The sequence below is a fragment of the Lutimonas sp. genome, from assembly GCF_051011215.1.
Classification (GTDB): Bacteria; Bacteroidota; Bacteroidia; order Flavobacteriales; family Flavobacteriaceae; genus Lutimonas.
The window spans coordinates 54,780-72,729 of sequence record NZ_JBPCUJ010000006.1; the positions used below are offsets into that span (position 1 = coordinate 54,780).

15 protein-coding genes are annotated in these 17,950 nt (G+C 36.5%); 6 read left to right on the forward strand and 9 right to left on the reverse strand.

The genetic code is table 11. The features are described from left to right. Positions 1–6: 6 nt before the first annotated feature. Together ACR2MV_RS00620 and ACR2MV_RS00625 are read right to left on the reverse strand one after the other, a co-directional pair. Entirely contained in the window at positions 7–618 is a 612-nt protein-coding gene (locus ACR2MV_RS00620) for an FAD-dependent oxidoreductase (protein WP_434019929.1), read from the reverse strand. Between the two features lie 5 nt (positions 619–623). Further along, positions 624–1,199: a MarC family protein gene (locus tag ACR2MV_RS00625; protein ID WP_434019930.1), complete on the reverse strand. Its 576-nt coding sequence runs from the start codon at positions 1,197–1,199 to the stop codon at positions 624–626. Positions 1,200–1,377: 178 nt separating this feature from the next. On the opposite strand from ACR2MV_RS00625, the gene ACR2MV_RS00630 reads away from it, so the two are divergent. After that, positions 1,378–1,950 (forward strand): DUF3109 family protein, encoded by a 573-nt coding sequence (locus ACR2MV_RS00630; protein ID WP_434019931.1) that lies wholly within the window; start codon positions 1,378–1,380, stop codon positions 1,948–1,950. A 76-nt stretch (positions 1,951–2,026) separates the two neighbouring features. Beyond that, positions 2,027–4,912, forward strand: coding sequence for a CHAT domain-containing protein (locus tag ACR2MV_RS00635; protein ID WP_434019932.1), 2,886 nt, complete (start codon positions 2,027–2,029; stop codon positions 4,910–4,912). A 13-nt stretch (positions 4,913–4,925) separates the two neighbouring features. On the opposite strand, the gene ACR2MV_RS00640 is transcribed toward ACR2MV_RS00635, so the two are convergent. Together ACR2MV_RS00640 and ACR2MV_RS00645 are read right to left on the reverse strand one after the other, a co-directional pair. Further along, on the reverse strand, positions 4,926–5,672 hold the full coding sequence (locus tag ACR2MV_RS00640) for a tetratricopeptide repeat protein (RefSeq protein ID WP_434019933.1): 747 nt from the start codon (positions 5,670–5,672) through the stop codon (positions 4,926–4,928). After that, entirely contained in the window at positions 5,662–6,225 is a 564-nt protein-coding gene (locus tag ACR2MV_RS00645; protein WP_434019934.1) for an RNA polymerase sigma factor, read from the reverse strand. Before ACR2MV_RS00645 ends, ACR2MV_RS00640 begins: the two co-directional genes overlap by 11 nt. Before the next feature lie 305 nt (positions 6,226–6,530). On the opposite strand from ACR2MV_RS00645, the gene manA reads away from it, so the two are divergent. Then, a complete protein-coding gene (gene manA / locus ACR2MV_RS00650; protein ID WP_434019935.1) occupies positions 6,531–7,733 on the forward strand; it encodes a mannose-6-phosphate isomerase, class I in 1,203 nt (400 codons plus the stop codon). Here manA and ACR2MV_RS00655 read toward each other — a convergent pair. Beyond that, positions 7,730–9,115: a glucoamylase family protein gene (locus ACR2MV_RS00655; protein WP_434019936.1), complete on the reverse strand. Its 1,386-nt coding sequence runs from the start codon at positions 9,113–9,115 to the stop codon at positions 7,730–7,732. The genes manA and ACR2MV_RS00655 overlap by 4 nt on opposite strands. 90 nt (positions 9,116–9,205) lie before the next feature. Here ACR2MV_RS00655 and ACR2MV_RS00660 point away from each other — a divergent pair, with 90 nt between their 5' ends. After that, positions 9,206–10,792, forward strand: coding sequence for a M1 family metallopeptidase (locus ACR2MV_RS00660; RefSeq protein ID WP_434019937.1), 1,587 nt, complete (start codon positions 9,206–9,208; stop codon positions 10,790–10,792). Positions 10,793–10,803: 11 nt separating this feature from the next. Here the strand turns inward: ACR2MV_RS00660 and ACR2MV_RS00665 are convergent, their stop codons facing one another. The 3 genes from ACR2MV_RS00665 to ACR2MV_RS00675 form a co-directional block, all read right to left on the reverse strand. Next, positions 10,804–12,738 (reverse strand): carboxypeptidase-like regulatory domain-containing protein, encoded by a 1,935-nt coding sequence (locus ACR2MV_RS00665; protein ID WP_434019938.1) that lies wholly within the window; start codon positions 12,736–12,738, stop codon positions 10,804–10,806. A 107-nt stretch (positions 12,739–12,845) separates the two neighbouring features. Then, positions 12,846–12,995, reverse strand: a complete 150-nt coding sequence (locus ACR2MV_RS00670) for a hypothetical protein (RefSeq protein WP_434019939.1) — start codon at positions 12,993–12,995, stop codon at positions 12,846–12,848. A 113-nt stretch (positions 12,996–13,108) separates the two neighbouring features. Then, positions 13,109–15,163 carry a helix-turn-helix domain-containing protein gene (locus tag ACR2MV_RS00675; RefSeq protein WP_434019940.1) on the reverse strand — a complete coding sequence of 685 codons (2,055 nt, stop codon included), beginning with the start codon at positions 15,161–15,163 and terminating at the stop codon, positions 13,109–13,111. Between the two features lie 233 nt (positions 15,164–15,396). Here ACR2MV_RS00675 and ACR2MV_RS00680 point away from each other — a divergent pair, with 233 nt between their 5' ends. Together ACR2MV_RS00680 and ACR2MV_RS00685 are read left to right on the forward strand one after the other, a co-directional pair. Then, positions 15,397–15,996 (forward strand): ankyrin repeat domain-containing protein, encoded by a 600-nt coding sequence (locus ACR2MV_RS00680; RefSeq protein ID WP_434019941.1) that lies wholly within the window; start codon positions 15,397–15,399, stop codon positions 15,994–15,996. Between the two features lie 21 nt (positions 15,997–16,017). Then, positions 16,018–17,139, forward strand: a complete 1,122-nt coding sequence (locus tag ACR2MV_RS00685) for an acyltransferase family protein (protein ID WP_434019942.1) — start codon at positions 16,018–16,020, stop codon at positions 17,137–17,139. A 22-nt stretch (positions 17,140–17,161) separates the two neighbouring features. On the opposite strand, the gene ACR2MV_RS00690 is transcribed toward ACR2MV_RS00685, so the two are convergent. Next, positions 17,162–17,911 (reverse strand): sterol desaturase family protein, encoded by a 750-nt coding sequence (locus tag ACR2MV_RS00690; RefSeq protein WP_434019943.1) that lies wholly within the window; start codon positions 17,909–17,911, stop codon positions 17,162–17,164. Positions 17,912–17,950: the final 39 nt, after the last annotated feature.

The window sequence follows — 17,950 nt, forward strand, 5'->3', positions numbered from 1 at the left end:
AAGGTATTATTTAGGCTCGGAATCATGTACCATGGAGGTTTGTCCATTGTTCCATAAGGTTAATATTTCTGTAGCTACATGAGCTCCGCTTCCGGCAGCAGTGGCAAATTGACTGCGCCACCCGGCTAAAACTCCTGCAACATATAAGTTTTCCTCAACAAGATGATTGTTGTTTTTCAGTTGAATTCTTTCTTTTCTCGCGGGAAGATTGCGATGCGGCTCCACATAGGTGAGTAATCCTTCTATATTAAATAAGTTGGAAGGGCCGATGGCGAGCACAACGATTTTACTTGTATAAGATTGTTTGTTTGTCTTTATCAGAAAACCACCAAGGGAATTCGTTACAGCATTCACTTTTTCTTTTTCAATTTGAGTCACATGAGGGTATGTTTCTGACAATTGAGTCCGGCCTGTTTCAAGTATTTCTTTGCCCGTTGTTCCAGGCGCAATACCCAAGACATTGTTGAATAAGGCGCCGTCCAAAGCCGAGGCCTTTTGATGCATCACGATTCCAATTTTTTTATCCTTTGCATAGGGTTTGAACTGAGCGGAACCCAACACCAGCGCACAGGACATCCCGGCAACCCCTCCACCAATGATCAACACATCAAAATCCATAGTTTTTAATTAAAAAGCCCTTGAACATTCGAGGCAAAAAGTTTTACAGCAATGGCCATGACAATCACACCAAATATTTTTCTAACCACACTGATTCCTCCTTTCCCGATAAATCGCTCAATTTTTGTTGAAGATTTGAGAACGGCATAAACGAAAATTGTATTAATAATAATAGCAATGATGATATTTACGGTGTGAAATTCGGCTTTTAATGAAAGAATCGTTGTCATTGTTCCCGCACCTGCAATCAACGGAAAAGCCAAAGGAACTACACTAGCCGTATCCGGTGATTCTTCTTTATATAATTGAACTCCCAGAATCATTTCAAGCGCTAAAAAGAACATCACAAAAGAACCGGCAACAGCGAATGAATACACATCGATTCCAATGAGATTTAGTATCTGAACCCCAACAAATAAGAACAAAATCATGATGAGCATAGCAACAATCGATGCTTTTTCTGACTGTATATGGCCCACTTTTTGGCGAAGATCTATGATAATCGGAATGCTTCCTATAATATCTATTACAGCGAATAACACCATCGTAGCGGTTAGTATTTCTTTTACATTAAATTCCATAATAATGATTTTACCTGGGCGCAAAGTTAGAAAAATACATTCAATGCCAGAGATAAAAAATATCTGTAATTGAGTTTCACGATCATAGTACAAACGATTTAAATAGTATCCCAAGTGACAATTAGAAAATGGATTGACAAAAAGAATGTATTTTTGCCCATGATTTAATTCATTATTCATGTTTCAACTTCAAAAAACAATTATTTCAGAAGAAATCCTTGAAAAAGAATTTGTTTGTAATCTCAGTGCTTGCAAAGGTGCTTGCTGTGTTGATGGTGATGCGGGCGCACCTCTTGAATCAGAAGAGCTGGAAATTTTAGAAGAAGTATTTCCGGTGTTAAAGAAATATTTGAGAAAAGAAGGGCTGGAGGCCATTGAAAAACAGGGAAAATATACAACCAATGAACAGGGAGAGCACGAAACAACGCTCGTTGACGGAGCTGATTGTGCCTATGTTATTTATGATGATAAGAACGTAGCCATGTGTGGCATTGAGGAGGCTTATAATCAAGGGGAAATTTCATTTAAAAAACCTGTTTCCTGTCATTTATACCCTATCAGAATAAAACAATACAGCGAATTTGCGGCAGTTAATTACGATAAATGGGAAATTTGTGATGATGCCTGTAGTTTAGGGCAAGAATTAGGAGTCCCCGTTTATAAATTTGTAAAGCAGGCATTGGAAAGAAAATTCGGAGAGGATTGGTATGCTGAACTTGACAAAATTGCCAAGGAGCGAGAGAATTCTTGATTTCCACTAAATCCATTTTTTGAATACAGATAACTTAGCTTATATTTACTGCTTCTTTTCAGAGAGATATATTACTGTGAGAAAGCACATTGCATATTTGATTTTATTTTTTCTTGTTCCGGTTGTAAGCTTGTCTCAATCTGTAGAAGGAGAGTATGTCCTTGCTCAGAATAAAAAGGCTGCTGATCTGAACAGAGCAGGAAACTTTACTCAGGCCAATCAAATTCTAGATCAACTTTTGCAAAAACTGGAGAAAGAAGGTGCCAAAGAAAGCTTTTTTGCCGCGACCTACCAGACCAAAGCTAAAGTTGTTCAAAGTCTCGGGCATTATGAGGAATCTTCAACACTAGCCAGACAATCTCTAAACATTTCAATTAAATCCAAGGATAGTTTTAATATGGCGGATAGTTATAATACCATTGGAATCAATCATTATTTTGAATCCGATTACGATAGCACGACTTATTACTATGAAAAATCTTTTGACATCAAAAAAAGAATTAAGACCGATCCTTATGCCCTGGCTGTTTCTGCTTATAATATAGCCTTGGTTTATGATGATTTAGGGCAAACTGAGAAGGCCATGGAGCTTTACAAGCAGGCTGAATCCAATTTGTTAGAAAGTGAAAGAAAGAAAAATTTCCTGTCAGATGTTTATGTAGGCATGGCGTTGATCTATTTCTACTCAGGTGATAGAAGTAAATCAGCACTTTATGCGGAAAAAGCCATGGATGAAGGTATGGAGTCATATGGGGAGTATAATCCTAATATGACTTTTGTTTACACTACTTATGCCAACATTTTAGAAGCTGAAGAAAAACACATAGAGGCCATTGCTTTATTAGAAAAGAATCTTAAAATTAGAAAGTCAACCTATGGAGAATATCATAGATGGACCTGTGAGACGTACTATGATTTAGCTAATTCCTATGTTCTGTTCGAAAAATATGATCAAGCGGAAGCGTATTATAAACAGGCCATCAAAATTGGGCAGAAGATCAATAGCCGACAGTATTTGGCAAATGCCAGAAACTATCTTGCGCAGTTGTATCTCAATAGAGGAATGTTTTTGGATGAGGCGGAAGAACTATTGTTGCTTTCTCTCAACACTAACCATACTATTTATGGAGATATAAGTGATTTGGTTGCGGAAAACTATTTACAGCTGGCCAGGCTGTATAAGATGAAAGAAGATCAAGATAATTTTGAATTATATCTCGAAAAAACTTTAAAAGCAGCAGGGTACGAGACCTCAGATTTAAGTAAAGTTGTTGGACCCTTGCAAGTTATTGAGGCGTTGATGCTTATGGAAGACTGGCATATTGAAATGTATGAAAAAAGCAGGGAATTTGATCATCTTCTGGCAGCGTATGAATTGGTGGATCATAAAATTTCTTTGATAAGGCATACCCAGAATAACTTCTCTTCGGATCGATCCAGAGTAGATTTTGCAAATAAATACAGAGAAGCTTTTGAAAAAGATCTGAGGCTTTGTTGGTTGCTTTATCATGAATCTTTGGACAAGCAATATTTACAAAAGGCATTTGAATTGTCTGAAATCAACCGTAATACTACATTGTTAAAGGGCCTTCAGGGAATAAAATTTAGAGCTTATGGAAACATTCCCAAGGAGAAACTCGATTTTGAGGAGCAGACAAAGAAAGATTTAGAACGGGTCAAGATGGATATCTTTTTTGAAAAAAGTGCCAGAGAACCAGATAAATTATTTTACAAGGAGCTGCTGGATCAAAGAATTGTGTTAAGCAACCGTCTTGACAGTTTGTATCAGGTCTTTAAAAAAGAGTACCCAAAATTTAAAGATTTCGAAGCGGATAACGATTTGGTTGATATATCTGAAGTTCAGGATGTTCTGGACGATAATACGCAAATGATTACTTATTTTTTAGGTGAAGAAAGTTTATTCACTTTTACCATCACAAAAGACAGTATCAGCTTGCTCCGCGGTGAGATTAGTAAAAAATTAATTGAAAATACCAATGATTTTAAGAATCACCTGTCAAAAAGGGAAGATGTAAATGAACTCAGCCATGATTTATACATGTTCTTGATGGGTCAACAGTTAGTAAGGGATAAAGAAAACATTGTGATTATCGCTGATAACGTGTTAAATTATATTCCTTTTGAAGTATTAAAAAATTCTGATAATTCATTTCTGGTGGAAGATTATAATATTCATTACACCGGTTCCGCTCGTCTGTTTCTGGAATTAAACAATGAGTTTTTCAAGTACAGCTCAAAATACGACTGGGCAGGGTTTGCTCCAACCTATGACATTGATAATAAGTTGATTTCTGCTAAGAATGAGATTGATGACATCGCTTCTTTAACAGATGGAACTAAGTTTGTAGGATCTAAAGCCAAAAAAGATAATTTTTTACAAAATAATCAGGAGTATTCAGTCTTGCATTTGGCCATGCATGCCAAAATAGATCATGAAAATCCACAATATAACAGACTTATTTTTGAGGATGAAGACTTGACTTCTTCCGAAATTTATAATTCTAAATCTAAAGCAAACATGGCGGTATTGAGTGCTTGTAATACTGGTTTTGGTAAGATTGAGAAAGGAGAAGGGGTTATGAGTATGGCGCGGGCTTTTCATTTTTCAGGTATTCCCTCCATTGTGATGAGTCTTTGGAAAGTTCCCGATAAGGAAACCAAAGTGATCATGATAGATTTTTATCGTTTTCTTCAAAAAGGGAAAAGTAAAAGTGAAGCCTTGAGATTGGCAAAATTGAAATATCTTAAAACGAATAAGGATACAGAGTTAATTCATCCCTATTATTGGTCAGGATTTGTGATTAACGGAAATGCAGATCCCATTGAAATAGGAGAATCAAACCAAATTGTTTGGTATTTGATTGCGATCGCTTTTGCAATGATATTAGGAGTTGCCTTCAGGCGGAAAAAACGAACAGATATTAAAAACTCTTCCCTATAGAAAAAGATAGAAATCAGTCTAGAAAATTCAAAATCTCAGTAGCTTCTTCTTTTTTGTAATTTGAATCGTTATCGTTTATTATGGCTAGCAGTGTATTTTTGGCTTTTGTATCGTCATTAAGTTTGACATAATTAAGGGCTAGATACCATCTTGCTTTTTCACTAAAGTCTTTATTCTTACCTTCCAATTGAGTCATTTTTGAAATAGGTTCCAGAATTTCAATAGCTTCATGAGTTTTATCCGTTGCCATGAGGCAAAGCCCTTTGTAAAAATCAACATAAGCTTCATCAGGATTTTTTACAGAGTTGAAAAGATTAATTGCTTTGTGATAATTTTCTGATTCATAAGCCACAAAGGCTCTGTATTCAATTGTGTTTATATTCTCACCTCTTACAACGGGTTGCACCGTATTACGTGAAGGTTCAAAGTAGTCTGAATAAATACTCTCATTCGATGGGTAATAGGTGCTTTTCACTCCCCAGGTACCTATTCCAACAATAATTAATAAAGAAGCCGCAACCATCCATTTTTTAGGAATGGATAAAATAGTTGATTTCCTTTGAGCTCTCTCTTCAATTTCAGTCAACACCGATTTTAACTCCTCTCGTTGCTTTGAAGCAATGACTTTTTTTAGATCCTTTTGAAATTGAAATTCATTTTTAAAATCAATATTATTTTGCAAAAGATCATTGAAAATTTTCTGCTCTTTCGGGCTGAGAGAATTTTCAAAATAACTATCAATCAAATCATTATTTTTCATAATGCTTATCTACCAAATCTTTAAGCTGCTTTAAACAGCGTGATTTTTGACTTTTTAAAACTTTCTTATTACTGTAATTCAAAATTGTTCTAATCTCATCGAGATTATACCCCTGATAATAGAACAAATTTAAGATACTTTTACATCTATCACCTAAACGATCATAGTATTTTTTCAATAACTTCTGTTCTTTAGTTAACGAAGCGCCATAAAGGTCAACATCAAAATCTAAATTTTCTTCGACAAGATTGAAGTCATTGTTTAAAATTGTTTTAGACTGTACCCTGAAATTATAGTAAATCTTATATTTTCCAATCGCAAAAAGGTAGGTGGAAATATTACTCTGAAGCGCATCAATCCTTCCGTTAATTGCATTTTCTCTCAATACCATAATGGAGTCCTGGTAAATATCAATGGCATCATATTCAGAAACATTGTATTTTTTAGCAAAATTGATAAAGCCCTCTCTATTCTCAACATAGATTTTTTCCAAGGTGTTTTTATCACCTTGTTTTAATAATTCAATTAGGGATTTTGAGTCTTCAGAATTCATGATTAACAAAGAAAGTAAAAAGATTTAAAATATACTGTACGAATTACCCTAAGCTGAACCTGGCGCCTAAGGATTTTCAAAACTATGAAGGATCACGATGATAGGAGCTACATTCTCCATTCTTAATGGTAAGGACAATCCATAAAAGTGAGGTTTAAAAATAGGGTAAAGCTCTTCAAACTGGATTTATAGGAGCATTTATAAATTGATTGAGTTTCTTACGTTAGAATTAGCCTGCTTTTTGCTAAAAAAGGATTATACTTATTTGACCTTATTAATTATATTTGATTTCTTAAAAAAATCAAGTGCTGAAAATATTTTCATTAAAAGGTCAAGTGCAAAATTATGCATGGGGAGGTACAGAATTCATTCCGGACCTGCTGGAGATGAAAACAAATGGAACCCCTGTTGCAGAATATTGGTTAGGGGCACATAACAAAGCTCCGTCAACAGTGGCCATCTCAAATTCGCACATGGATTTAATTGATTTTATTGATCAGAATCCCAGAGAGAGATTAGGTGCGGAAATTTATCAAAATTTTGGGCGTTTACCTTTTCTTTTCAAGGTTTTGGATGTTTATGACATGCTTTCTATTCAGGTACATCCTACCAAAACGGAAGCAGAGAAAGGGTATAAGTTGGAGAATGAAAAAGGAATAGATCTGCATGCTACTTTCAGAAACTATAAGGATGACAACCATAAACCTGAGATCATGGTTGCCTTGGGGGAATTTTGGTTATTACATGGTTTTGCCCCTCCACAAAAGTTGTTTCAAACACTTCAGGAGCGAGAAGAATTAAGCTTTTTAGTGGATGTTTTTAAAAAAGAAGGATATAAAGGCATGTACAGCTATGTAATGAACCTTTCTTCTGAAGAAAATAACCAGATTTTAAAACCTTTGATAGACCGAATCATGCCACTCTATAAAGAGGGCAAACTCAATAAAAAGAATCCGGATTTCTGGGCTGCGAAGGCTGTTTCTGTGTTAGGTGTTTCTAATGGATTTGATAAAGGGATTTATTCCATTTATTTTTTTAATGTTTTAAAACTTCAAAAGGGGGAAGGTGTTTTTCAGGATGCCGGTGTTCCTCATGCTTATTTAGAAGGACAGAATATAGAATTGATGGCTAATTCTGATAATGTTTTAAGAGGAGGTTTAACGCCAAAGCATATAGATATTGCCGAATTGCTAAAGCATGTTGCGTTTGAAGAAACACGTCCGATTATTCTAGAGGGAACTTTGTTGCAAGATGGCCTGGAACGAGTATATAGCAGTGTTGCTCCTGATTTTCAGTTAAGTGAGATTACGCTAAAGACTCACGAAGTTTATACACATGAAGCCGCAACCATTGAGATCTATTTGCTGATCGAAGGTGAAGCAAAAGTTGTTCAAAATAATGCTTCCCTGGAATTAAGAAAAGGAGAAGCTTTTATGGTGGTAGCAAATGGCAAGATCGAAATTTCTACGAATTCACAAGCGGTGATGTACAAAGCCACCACGCCTTAATTTTCATAGCTAAATCCTAATTTGTCAAGTCCTGCCTGCACATCACTATTTCCCATAAATAAGTTCCAAAGCATTCCGGATCTATGGTTCTCAATCATAACGATAATAGGTCCTTGATCAATTGCTAAATAGGCTTCAGCCACCCAGGTATCATCACTTTTAAAGGCATCATAAAACCCGGCAGGACCAAGAAGCTTGTCTTTTTTTGAATAAAAATAACGCAATGCTTTCATAGATTCCTGGGGAGTGTAGGGCATGGAAGAAAGCGCTGCCGTGGGAGAAATTATTCCTAAATCGTTGTTGGGTGAATGCGCCGAATAACCGATACTTCCATCAGTATTTTTTGAATAACTTGCCGTGAGCCCCCAGCAGTTCTGTCCATATGAAGGGAATTGTTTTGGATTGCTGATACAATACTGAAGATTAATTTTAGTATGATTTATATTTACATCTCCATAATTTACAAATTCGTCTTCTAAGCCATTTGGGTTCAATCCAAGGTATGAATAATGTGCCCAAAATAAAGGCCCTCCATAGGTTTGTGCACCATGATGAGATACAAGTAATGGGTATCCATAGGTGTTCTCACTACTCATGATATTGCCATTCATTGCCCAGCCATTCGTATAAACATCTTTAGAAATACCATAGGAGGTTGAAGCGGCAGCCATAATATAAGTAATCAGTGTTTCGTTGTATCCTGAAAGTTTAAAATTCATTGAAAAATCATGGTTTGGGCTCCAATGCCAATACAAGGTTTTCTCTGATCGGGTGTACCATTTCCAGTCGATTCCTTTCCAGAGGTCATCAGCAGTTTTGGAAATTTCTTTTTCTGAATCTGTACCATTTTTAAAGTATTCTGCAATACAAATTAAGCCCTGGGCTAAAAAAGCAGTCTCAACTAGATCTCCTCCATCGTCTTGGGCGCTAAATGGAATAACTTTTCCATTTCTCCCATCTATCCAATGAGACCAGGCACCATGAAATCGATCTGAAGAATCTAAAAAAGACAAGATATTTTTTATTCTGTCCGTTGCCTCAGAGCGCCCTACATACCCTCTTTCAATACCAACAAGCATCGCCATAAGACCGAATCCGGTTCCTCCAGAAGTGACCACATGGGCATTTAAAGATGGTTGATCAGGGTGGTATCTTTCTCTTATGGCTCCCGAATTTGATTCCGCAAAATCCCAGAAATAATTGAACGTTTCTCTCTGAGTCAGGTCTAATAATTCAGTATCACTAATTTCGTCAACCTCATCAACAGGATTCTGTGGAACATCTACGATGAGATCGTTATCCTGACAAGCTATAAGACATATAAAAAGGATGTATACAGGAAAGAGTTTTGAAGGCATATTTTTAACTTTTGTAATAACCATAGCAAACGATTAACGAATGCAAGCTAATAGAATTTGATCGATTGCAAAAGGGATATTTAATTTTTGTATTTTCCCCCGAAAATTATTTCAATGAACTTTAAAGTTATACCCTGCCTTTTAATTGTTTTTTTGTTTTCTGCTGTTGTCTATGCCCAAGATTCATACAAGAGGAATAGTTCTGCAAATGTGCAGCACTATGAATTTAACCTCCAACTTAACGACAAGAACAACGAAATTAAAGGAGAATCGACTATTTACGTCAACTTTGAAAACGGGATAGACACTTTTTCCCTTGATCTTATTAAAAACCAAGGAGATTTTGGGATGCGCTTAAAAGAAGTGTTGGAAAATGGCGAAAAAGCGAACTATGATTATTCAAACGATAAAATACATATCACGCCGTCTCAACAAGGAGATCAAACAAGAGAATATACTATTAAATATGCAGGGATTCCTGAAAAAGGATTGGTAATAGATACGACAAAATATGGGCAGCGATCTTTTTTTGGCGATAACTGGCCAAATCTTGCCAGGTATTGGCTTGCTTGTGTTGATCACCCATATGACAAAGCTTCAGTTGAATTTAAAATTATTGCTCCAGACCATTATGATGTTGTGGCAACCGGCAAGAAAATTGAGGAAAGTAGTTTGGGGAATGATTTAAAAATGACACGCTATTTTGAACCAGCTCCTGTGGCCACAAAGGTAATGACTATTGGCGTTACCCGATTTGCTGCCAGTTATTTGGGAACCGTAGAAGGAATAGATATCAGCGCCTGGGTGTATCCCGAGAACAGGCAAGAGGGTTTTACGGATTTTGAGGAAGCCACAAAAATCATGGAGTACTTCATAAGCCAAATAGGTCCTTATTCTTATGCAAAACTTGCCAATATGCAGGCAAAAACCAAGTGGGGAGGTTTAGAGAATGCGGGAACCATATCGTATAAGGAAACAAGTATTACCGGGAACAAAGAAATACAAGGATTGATGGCACATGAAATAGCGCATCAATGGTTCGGCAATTCTGCCACAGAAGATAATTGGAACCATGTGTGGCTAAGTGAAGGCTTCGCAACCTATTTCACAATACTCTATCAGGAAGAGGTTGACGGAAATGAAAAAAGGAAAGAAGAACTCCAAAAGGACCAAATCGAAATCTTTGAATACTATCTAAAGAACCCTTCTCCCATCATCGATCTCACTATTACAGACCCTAAAAAGGTCTTGAGCAGAAATACGTATCAAAAGGGTAGTTGGGTACTCAATATGTTACGACATAGAATTGGCGATGAGGCTTTTTGGGATGGGATTCGAACTTATTATAAAAAGTATCAAAACGCAAATGTCCTAAGCGAGGATTTCCAACAAGAAATGGAAAATGCCTCAGGTGATGATCTGGAAGAGTTTTTTAATCAATGGCTTTATATAAAAGGGTACCCTGAATTAAAATGGCTCTGGAAGTATCACAATGGAAAACTGACCATTTCGGTTAAACAAGTGCAAAAACACCACGTTTTTAAATTTCCAATCGAGTTTGGCATCGTTTCAGACGATGAAATGGAAATTAAGAAAGTGATGGTGAGCGAGAAATCATCAAAGTTCGAAATCGAATTAGAAGGCAAACCAGATTCTGTGGTAATAGATCCTGAAACATGGTTGTTATTTCAGGAAAAATAAGATTTCATTAACTAGTACCTCACATCCATGGTAAATCCAAGACCCATGCCTTTCAATCGCTTTCTCATCTTGGCTTCCTTAGAATTTCGTTCATAAACGCCACCGGTAAACAACCCTACTGAAATCACAAGGGCTTCCGTGGGCTTCATCTCGCCTTCAGTATCGATCCATTCTAAGGTTGCAATCACATCCTTGGTTAAAACAATATCATTAGGCTCCAAATCGATCGAAATCATGCCGGTTTGTTTGGGCTCTATCCCTATAATAATGTTTTGGTTTACTATATTTTTACCTGGTTTTCCATCTTCAATTTCGTACATATTTAAGCGAAAGAAGGACTTGGCGCTAAACCTGTTATAAGAAATGTGGAAATTGAAGGCCTCGACAAAATTTGGTTTTTTATTTACATTTAATTTGATACCCATTTCTTTACCAAGCTGATCGTAATAGAAGAGGTGTCCAATAAAATTGGATATTGTTTGGTTACCTAGTTTTTTCTTCTTCCATGTTTTTGTCTTTAAAACAATTTCATTGAGTTCAGCGATGTCTTCCTCTAAAAAAATTTCTATAGAGTCAATTGTAGTGGTCAAATCTTCAATCGCAACTTTTTTTGGTTTGTAGCCAATCATAGAGATACGTATGGAATCAAATGCCTCATTCATTGGAATCTGAAGCTCAAATTTCCCTTTTTTATTGCTGACGGTTCCGATCTCAGAATTCAGAATACCAATATTTACAAAAGATAATGACGACAAATCTTTTTGACTCTTGATGCTGCCTTTCAGGCTTTGAATCTTTGTCTCTGTTTTTGGATAAATTTGTGGTCGATCCGTTATATATTCTTTTTTTACCAATTGATTCAGGTAGGCTTCCAAACCTTCAACTCCTTTTAAGTATTTATTGAAAAAAAGATTGGTACTCTCCATCATTTCCTCATAGTTAATCACAGACATTTTCGACGATTGTAAAGCCCAGGTCAAACTGCTAAAATCTTCATGTTTGCTATGAGAAAAATGGAGGTATTTTGACGGAGAAGAAATACTGTCTATATATCGATACGCGCCTTTAGGGATAAATTCATCGAATCGATCTCCACCTTCCATATGCATAAAGGCAGCCCTCGTTTTTCCGGGATGAATTAGATCAGCGGCATAAATATTGGAAAGATACCGATCGTCTTCATCCGTATCTCCAAAATAAAAATTATCGGTTCCATCAAGAGAAACCATTGCTTTTATGTCAGGATTTCTATCCAGTAACAAGATTCCACTCATGCCACCCCAGCTTAAACCGAGAATGCCCATGTTTTCAAAATCGATATCAAATAATTTCTGATGTTTTAAAAAACCCATCGTAAATTCGGCATCCAACACTTGTTCCATAGTATCCGGGATATCGTTGGTCATGTTTCCGGGATACCTACCAATAGAGGATATTGACAGTACCACATAACCATTTTCCGCAAGTGATTCAAGCATTCGATAATTTTCCCAACCCATCCCGTTGTAACCCGCCATATAGATAACTACAGGGAATTTTTCACCTGGGACAGAGGCATTTTTATAACTGGCTGTCTGTATTTTTAACAGTCGCTTTCCATCCTTCGCATCCAATCCATAACCAGCAGCCATATAGAGAATTAACTCATCAGAAAATCCGGTATAATCTTCTTCATCCTGATAAAAGTTGGCTCTTTCTTCATGAAGTTTGAACAAATCTTCAAACAACATTTTCTCCGTAGCTATATCCTTTGTCGGGTACCAGATATCAATATCTAAGGGTCTGAAACGAAGTGTGTCATTGAATGCTGCATCGGGTTTGTATGTCCTGGACGAATCAACAAAATGAATGGTTTGAAAACCGGCATGGTAGTTATTTACCGTTTGGGATCTAAGGCCAACACTAAATAACAATAAAAAGAAGGTAAGCACCTTAGCTGGGTTCATGGCACAAATATAATTGTACTGCGTATGTGTAAAAATTAAAGTTGTGTTAATAAATGAACCTCCAAGTCTTGGAAAAAGACCGAATTAAAGAGATACGTGAGGGTTTATTAGATCCCAAGACGCATCAATCCCTGTATGATAATAAACTTAATAACAACGATACCTACTATACAAATTGATGTAATCATGATTTCTACCTTTATTAATTGATACAGCGAAGGTATAGCGTCTTGACCTGCCTCAATACGGCGTAGCATGTCCTATTTTTTTTTCTAAATTTTTAGTTGGAATTAAATCTTTTAAATAAGAATAAAAGATCTGTAGTTTTCAAAGTAGAAAAGGACTCTTCATAATTAAGTTGTATGCATATTTACAGCAATCCCTTTTCTTTTAAAGAGGCTTTCAATTTATTGTGATCCTTCCAGAACTGATCTTTAATTTTATTCATTATATCCTCAAAGTCGGGATGACTTTTAAGTGGTTCTAAAATGGGGTCCATTTCCATAAAAACAACGATCCAGTACTGAAAATCACTTTGTGTAGCGAAAATGCTTAACTGTTCAATGGCCTGGTTATTTTTTCCTTCATATGCATACATGGAAGCCAGGCTGGCACTCTTATAAATGGATTGGTCGTTTTCACAGTACTCCTTATAAGAATTAAAAAATTTCTTTGCTTCTTCATGCAAGCCTTGCTTTTGATAGATCCAGCTGATCTTGAGATCCTCATGAGGATACATATCGAGTCCATATTTCTCTCTGGCATTTGCAAAATTCCTGTAATGAGTAAAAGCCGAATCATATTTTCGTTGAAAATAATAAGTTTTGGCAATTTCCTGTAATAAATCTAATCGGGTACTATCTTTGGTATATTGATGTGTCAATTCATTCTCGGCAGCTTCTAAATCCCCGTTCTTGGCATACATGATGTATGTTTTAACCAGAGGAGAATAGAAATTGTCCGGATTAAAATCAAGCGATTTATCGATATAAGTAATTGCTTTATCAACAAAACCAGTTTGAACAAGTGCATTGGCTAAATGTAAATAAATATAACTTTTACCAATGGAATCGTTTGCAGCGATATCAAGCTGCACGCCTTTTAGCGCGTACTCCAGGTATTTACTTGTGTCGGGAATGGCCCGGGCATATAAATCCGCCAGCATTTGAATAACTGCAGAAGAGTTAGGATTGTATTCCAGCGCTTTTTCAAGATAGGGAAGGGCCAATCTGTAATCCTCAATGGTCATATAGTAAAGAGCCTTTGAAATAAGACTTTCCGGAGATTTTGAATCGTACAATAATGCCTTGTCAGAATAATTATTCAAGTCTTCTGTATGCTGCTTTTCTGCCTGATTTAAATCGATAAAATAATAAGCAATGGCGGTATGTGCATAAGCGAGGGCAAATTGATCATCTTGTTCTATCGCCTTTTTAAATAATGGGAGGGCTTTTTGCAACCCTTCTGCACTTCTGCTGTAATAGGGGTCCATTGCCTGCAAGTAATAGTCGTAGGCCACTAAGTTATCGGTTGGGATTTTTTCAATTTGCTTTAATTCTTCAGGCGTTACCATTGCTTTAATCGAAGCAGCAATCTTTTTGGCTACTTCATTTTGAAGAGCGAATACATCTCCGACCTCCCGACTGTATTGTTCTGCCCAGATGGGTGTATCGCTGGAGGCATCTATTAATTGAATGTTCAGTAAAACCTGATCTCCTACACGCTGCCCGCTGCCTTCTACCAGGTAATTTACATTGAGTTCTTGGGCAATTTCAGGAATAGTCATCGTCGATTTCCTGTATTTCTCCACGGAGGTTCTGCTGATGACACGCAGGTCTCCTATCTTTTGCAAGTTGCTTAAACTTGACTCCATAAGGCCGTTAACAAAATATAAGTTGAGGGAGTCGCTGCTTTCATTTTTAAAGGGTAATACGGCTATGGATTTTTCAATTTCAACAGGTTTAGTGTCTTTTTTATTGAAGATTAGTAAAGAAAAAATGATCAAAATCACCGATGCCGTCCCCAAAAACAGCCATCTGTATTTGTGTAATAGATTGACAGGTTCCTCCGACGTTTTTTCTTTAATTTTTACTTTTCCAGCTTCGCCAGGCGGATATCCATAGTGTTCTCTAAAACATTTGATAAAATAGGAGGTACTGCCAAATCCTACCTTATAAGAAATTTCAGAAACCGTGAATGACTGCTGTTTTAATAGCTCCATACTTTTGACAAGGCGTACCTGACGGATAAATTGACTTGCGGAAAGCTGTGTGTCTTTTTTGATTTTCCGCAATAGGTTGGAGCGACTCATATTCATGACTTCAGCCAATTCTGAAACTCCGAATTGTTCATTCGAAATATTCTCCAGAATAAGGGCTTCTGCCTTTTCAATAAATTCTGATCTGATTTCTGATGTATCTGACATGCCAAACTATGTTCCTGCGAAAGTAGAAAAATTTAAGAACACACCTGCAATGAATTTACACGATGGTTTTTCGAAAAAAGAGGTTTTGCGTCATAATTTATATGCTTGCATCATGATTTTCATCCCTTCCTCAAACTTCATATAGATTGCTGCATAGCTGATTGGCAGATACTTAGGGCTTGTAGCATCTTTGTAGAAAGAAAATAACTCCTTAATTATTAAAATTTAAAAACATGAAAACACAAAAAATGAATTCGATTAAAACAGTCTTAAGTATTTCCCTACTAGTATTATTAATTACAAGCGCATGTGCTCAGTCCGGCGCTAATGCCAAAAGTGATTCTAAGAATAGTGCTGTAGCAAAGTCGTTAGTTGACACCCCTGATATGGACCTTCAAACAGCAGTGATGACTGGTAACCTTGAAGTTGTTAAACAACATATTGCAGCGGGGACAGACTTGAATAAAAAGGATCAGATGAGTGGATCTACTCCAATTACAACAGCCGCGACTTTTGATCACAAAGAAATTGCAAAAGCGTTGATTGACGCAGGTGCGGATCTTTCTATTAAAAACAATGATGGGGCGACTCCCTTGCATGTAGCTGCATTTTTCTGTCGTGTTGAAATTGCCCAGTCTCTATTAGATGCCAAAGCCGATAAGAATGCGAAGAACAATTTTGGCGCCACACCAGGACAAAGTGTGAGCGGTCCTTATGCGGAGATAAAGCCTATCTATGAAATGTTACAACAACAACTAAGCCCAATCGGTTTACAACTTGATTTGAACGAAATAGAAAAATTACGTCCGGTAATGGCGATGATGTTACAATAATAATACTTAACAAGATTCAAAATGAGATCAGAAAGAAGACACGATATAGATTGGTTACGGGTAATAGCAATAGGTTTGTTATTGATTTATCATATAGCCATTATTTTTCAACCATGGGCCATGTTCATAGGTTTTATAAAGAACGATGAATCGCTGGAATCCTTGTGGCAACCAATGACTATGTTAAACGTCTGGCGTATTCCATTGTTGTTTTTCGTTTCAGGAATGGGGCTGTATTTTGCGACCAGGAAACGAAACTGGAAGCAATTATTACTGGAGCGATCAAAACGTATATTGTTGCCTTTTGTTTTTGGTATCATTGCGATTACGCCGTTACACATGTATCTTTTTCAGGATTATTATAACATGCCTTTGGGCTACTTCCCTCACCAAGGTCACCTCTGGTTTTTAGGAAATATCTTTGTGTATGTGCTCTTGTTATTACCTCTATGCTATTATTTGAAGAACTATAACAATGATAAATTCAAGAAAGGACTTGCTACATTGATGAACCATCCGGGGGGTCCTTTTATTATCTCGTTGTTTTTTATTCTTGAAGTGGTATTGATAAAACCGCAGCTTTTTGCCTTGTATGCGGAGACATGGCATGGATTTTTTAATGGGATGCTCGCCTTTTTGTTTGGATTCCTTTTGGTATATAGCGGGAAAAATTTCTGGAATACTGTTTTGAAATGGAGATGGTTATATACTGGATTGGCCATTGTTCTTTTTGGAATTCGATTCTATATCTATGGTACGCAAGCACCGGGGTATCTCATGGCTATTGAGTCCAATTGCTGGATTTTTGGTGTCTTTGGTTTTGGATACAGGTATTTGAACAAACCAAGTAAAGCGCTGAATTATTTAAGTCAGGCAGTGTATCCGGTGTACATCATTCACATGGTTGTTCTATTTGCAGGAGCCAAGCTTTTTTTACCCTTAAACATATCTCCATGGCTTCAGTTTATTGCTATCGCTGTTTTTACAGTAGTTGTTTGCTTCCTGCTGTATGAATTTGTTTTACGAAGAATCGCCTTTTTAAGACCCTTCTTTGGACTGAAGTGGACATTTCCAGTAAAAGAAAAACAAAAAATGGAAGTCCTTGATCCGAAGGAAGAAGTATTGGAAGTGAGTAATACTTGATCTGAATTGGATGAAATAACAATCAATAATCGGTATTCATCCACTTGTCCCAAAAGGTAAAATACAAACCAAAGTTTTTTTGAGCATGACGGTGATGAATATCGTGATGGGTGGCTCCAATAACATATTTTCGAAACCCGTTAAAAAATGAACTTCGTGGATAGATTTCAACTCCTGCATGATTGATTATGGCTGAAAAGGTCATCAATAAAAGAATGAGAAGTATGGCAAAAAGATGTAAAGGGATGATCATGAATAAGATGGGGAGAATAATGGCTTGAAAGAAAGACTCCACAGGATGAAAAGAAAAGGAAGTTAGAACCGTTGTATTAACACTTTTATGATGATCTAAATGATAGCGTCGCAGCCACTTATAATCATGCATCCACTTATGCATCCAATAATAATAGGTATCATGCATCAACATGAAAAGTAAAATACTAATCGGAAAATACCACAATGGATAATCGCCAGGGGCCAGATATATTTGGGTATATCCATTTTGCCATAAAAAAATGAGCAGGACTCCAACAAGACCAAAAATAAAAGTACTGTAAATGGAGAGCCTTATTTCTCTTTTGATTTGTTCTGCTGAAGGCATTTTTGTAGTCAACACTCGATCCGCATATTTCTTTTTAAAAGCGATATGAAATAGGTAATAATAAGAACCTGAAAGTATGGCATATCGAAAAAGAATAATTACAAATATCAACAGGTACAGGAGCAGAACTGTCCTGTAATCTGTAAGATCGATCGTGTCAATTAAATGCATAGGCTTTCTTAAGGCGAGTGTTCAAGATACAAAACTTTG

Coding starts and splice junctions, on each gene's coding strand:
- ACR2MV_RS00620 (WP_434019929.1), bottom strand. CDS start 618: ATGGATTTTGATGTGTTGATCATTGGTGGAGGGGTTGCCGGGATGTCC.
- ACR2MV_RS00625 (WP_434019930.1), bottom strand. CDS start 1,199: ATGGAATTTAATGTAAAAGAAATACTAACCGCTACGATGGTGTTATTC.
- ACR2MV_RS00630 (WP_434019931.1), top strand. CDS start 1,378: ATGTTTCAACTTCAAAAAACAATTATTTCAGAAGAAATCCTTGAAAAA.
- ACR2MV_RS00640 (WP_434019933.1), bottom strand. CDS start 5,672: ATGAAAAATAATGATTTGATTGATAGTTATTTTGAAAATTCTCTCAGC.
- ACR2MV_RS00645 (WP_434019934.1), bottom strand. CDS start 6,225: ATGAATTCTGAAGACTCAAAATCCCTAATTGAATTATTAAAACAAGGT.
- ACR2MV_RS00655 (WP_434019936.1), bottom strand. CDS start 9,115: ATGGTTATTACAAAAGTTAAAAATATGCCTTCAAAACTCTTTCCTGTA.
- ACR2MV_RS00660 (WP_434019937.1), top strand. CDS start 9,206: ATGAACTTTAAAGTTATACCCTGCCTTTTAATTGTTTTTTTGTTTTCT.
- ACR2MV_RS00665 (WP_434019938.1), bottom strand. CDS start 12,738: ATGAACCCAGCTAAGGTGCTTACCTTCTTTTTATTGTTATTTAGTGTT.
- ACR2MV_RS00670 (WP_434019939.1), bottom strand. CDS start 12,995: ATGCTACGCCGTATTGAGGCAGGTCAAGACGCTATACCTTCGCTGTAT.
- ACR2MV_RS00675 (WP_434019940.1), bottom strand. CDS start 15,163: ATGTCAGATACATCAGAAATCAGATCAGAATTTATTGAAAAGGCAGAA.
- ACR2MV_RS00680 (WP_434019941.1), top strand. CDS start 15,397: ATGAAAACACAAAAAATGAATTCGATTAAAACAGTCTTAAGTATTTCC.
- ACR2MV_RS00685 (WP_434019942.1), top strand. CDS start 16,018: ATGAGATCAGAAAGAAGACACGATATAGATTGGTTACGGGTAATAGCA.
- ACR2MV_RS00690 (WP_434019943.1), bottom strand. CDS start 17,911: ATGCATTTAATTGACACGATCGATCTTACAGATTACAGGACAGTTCTG.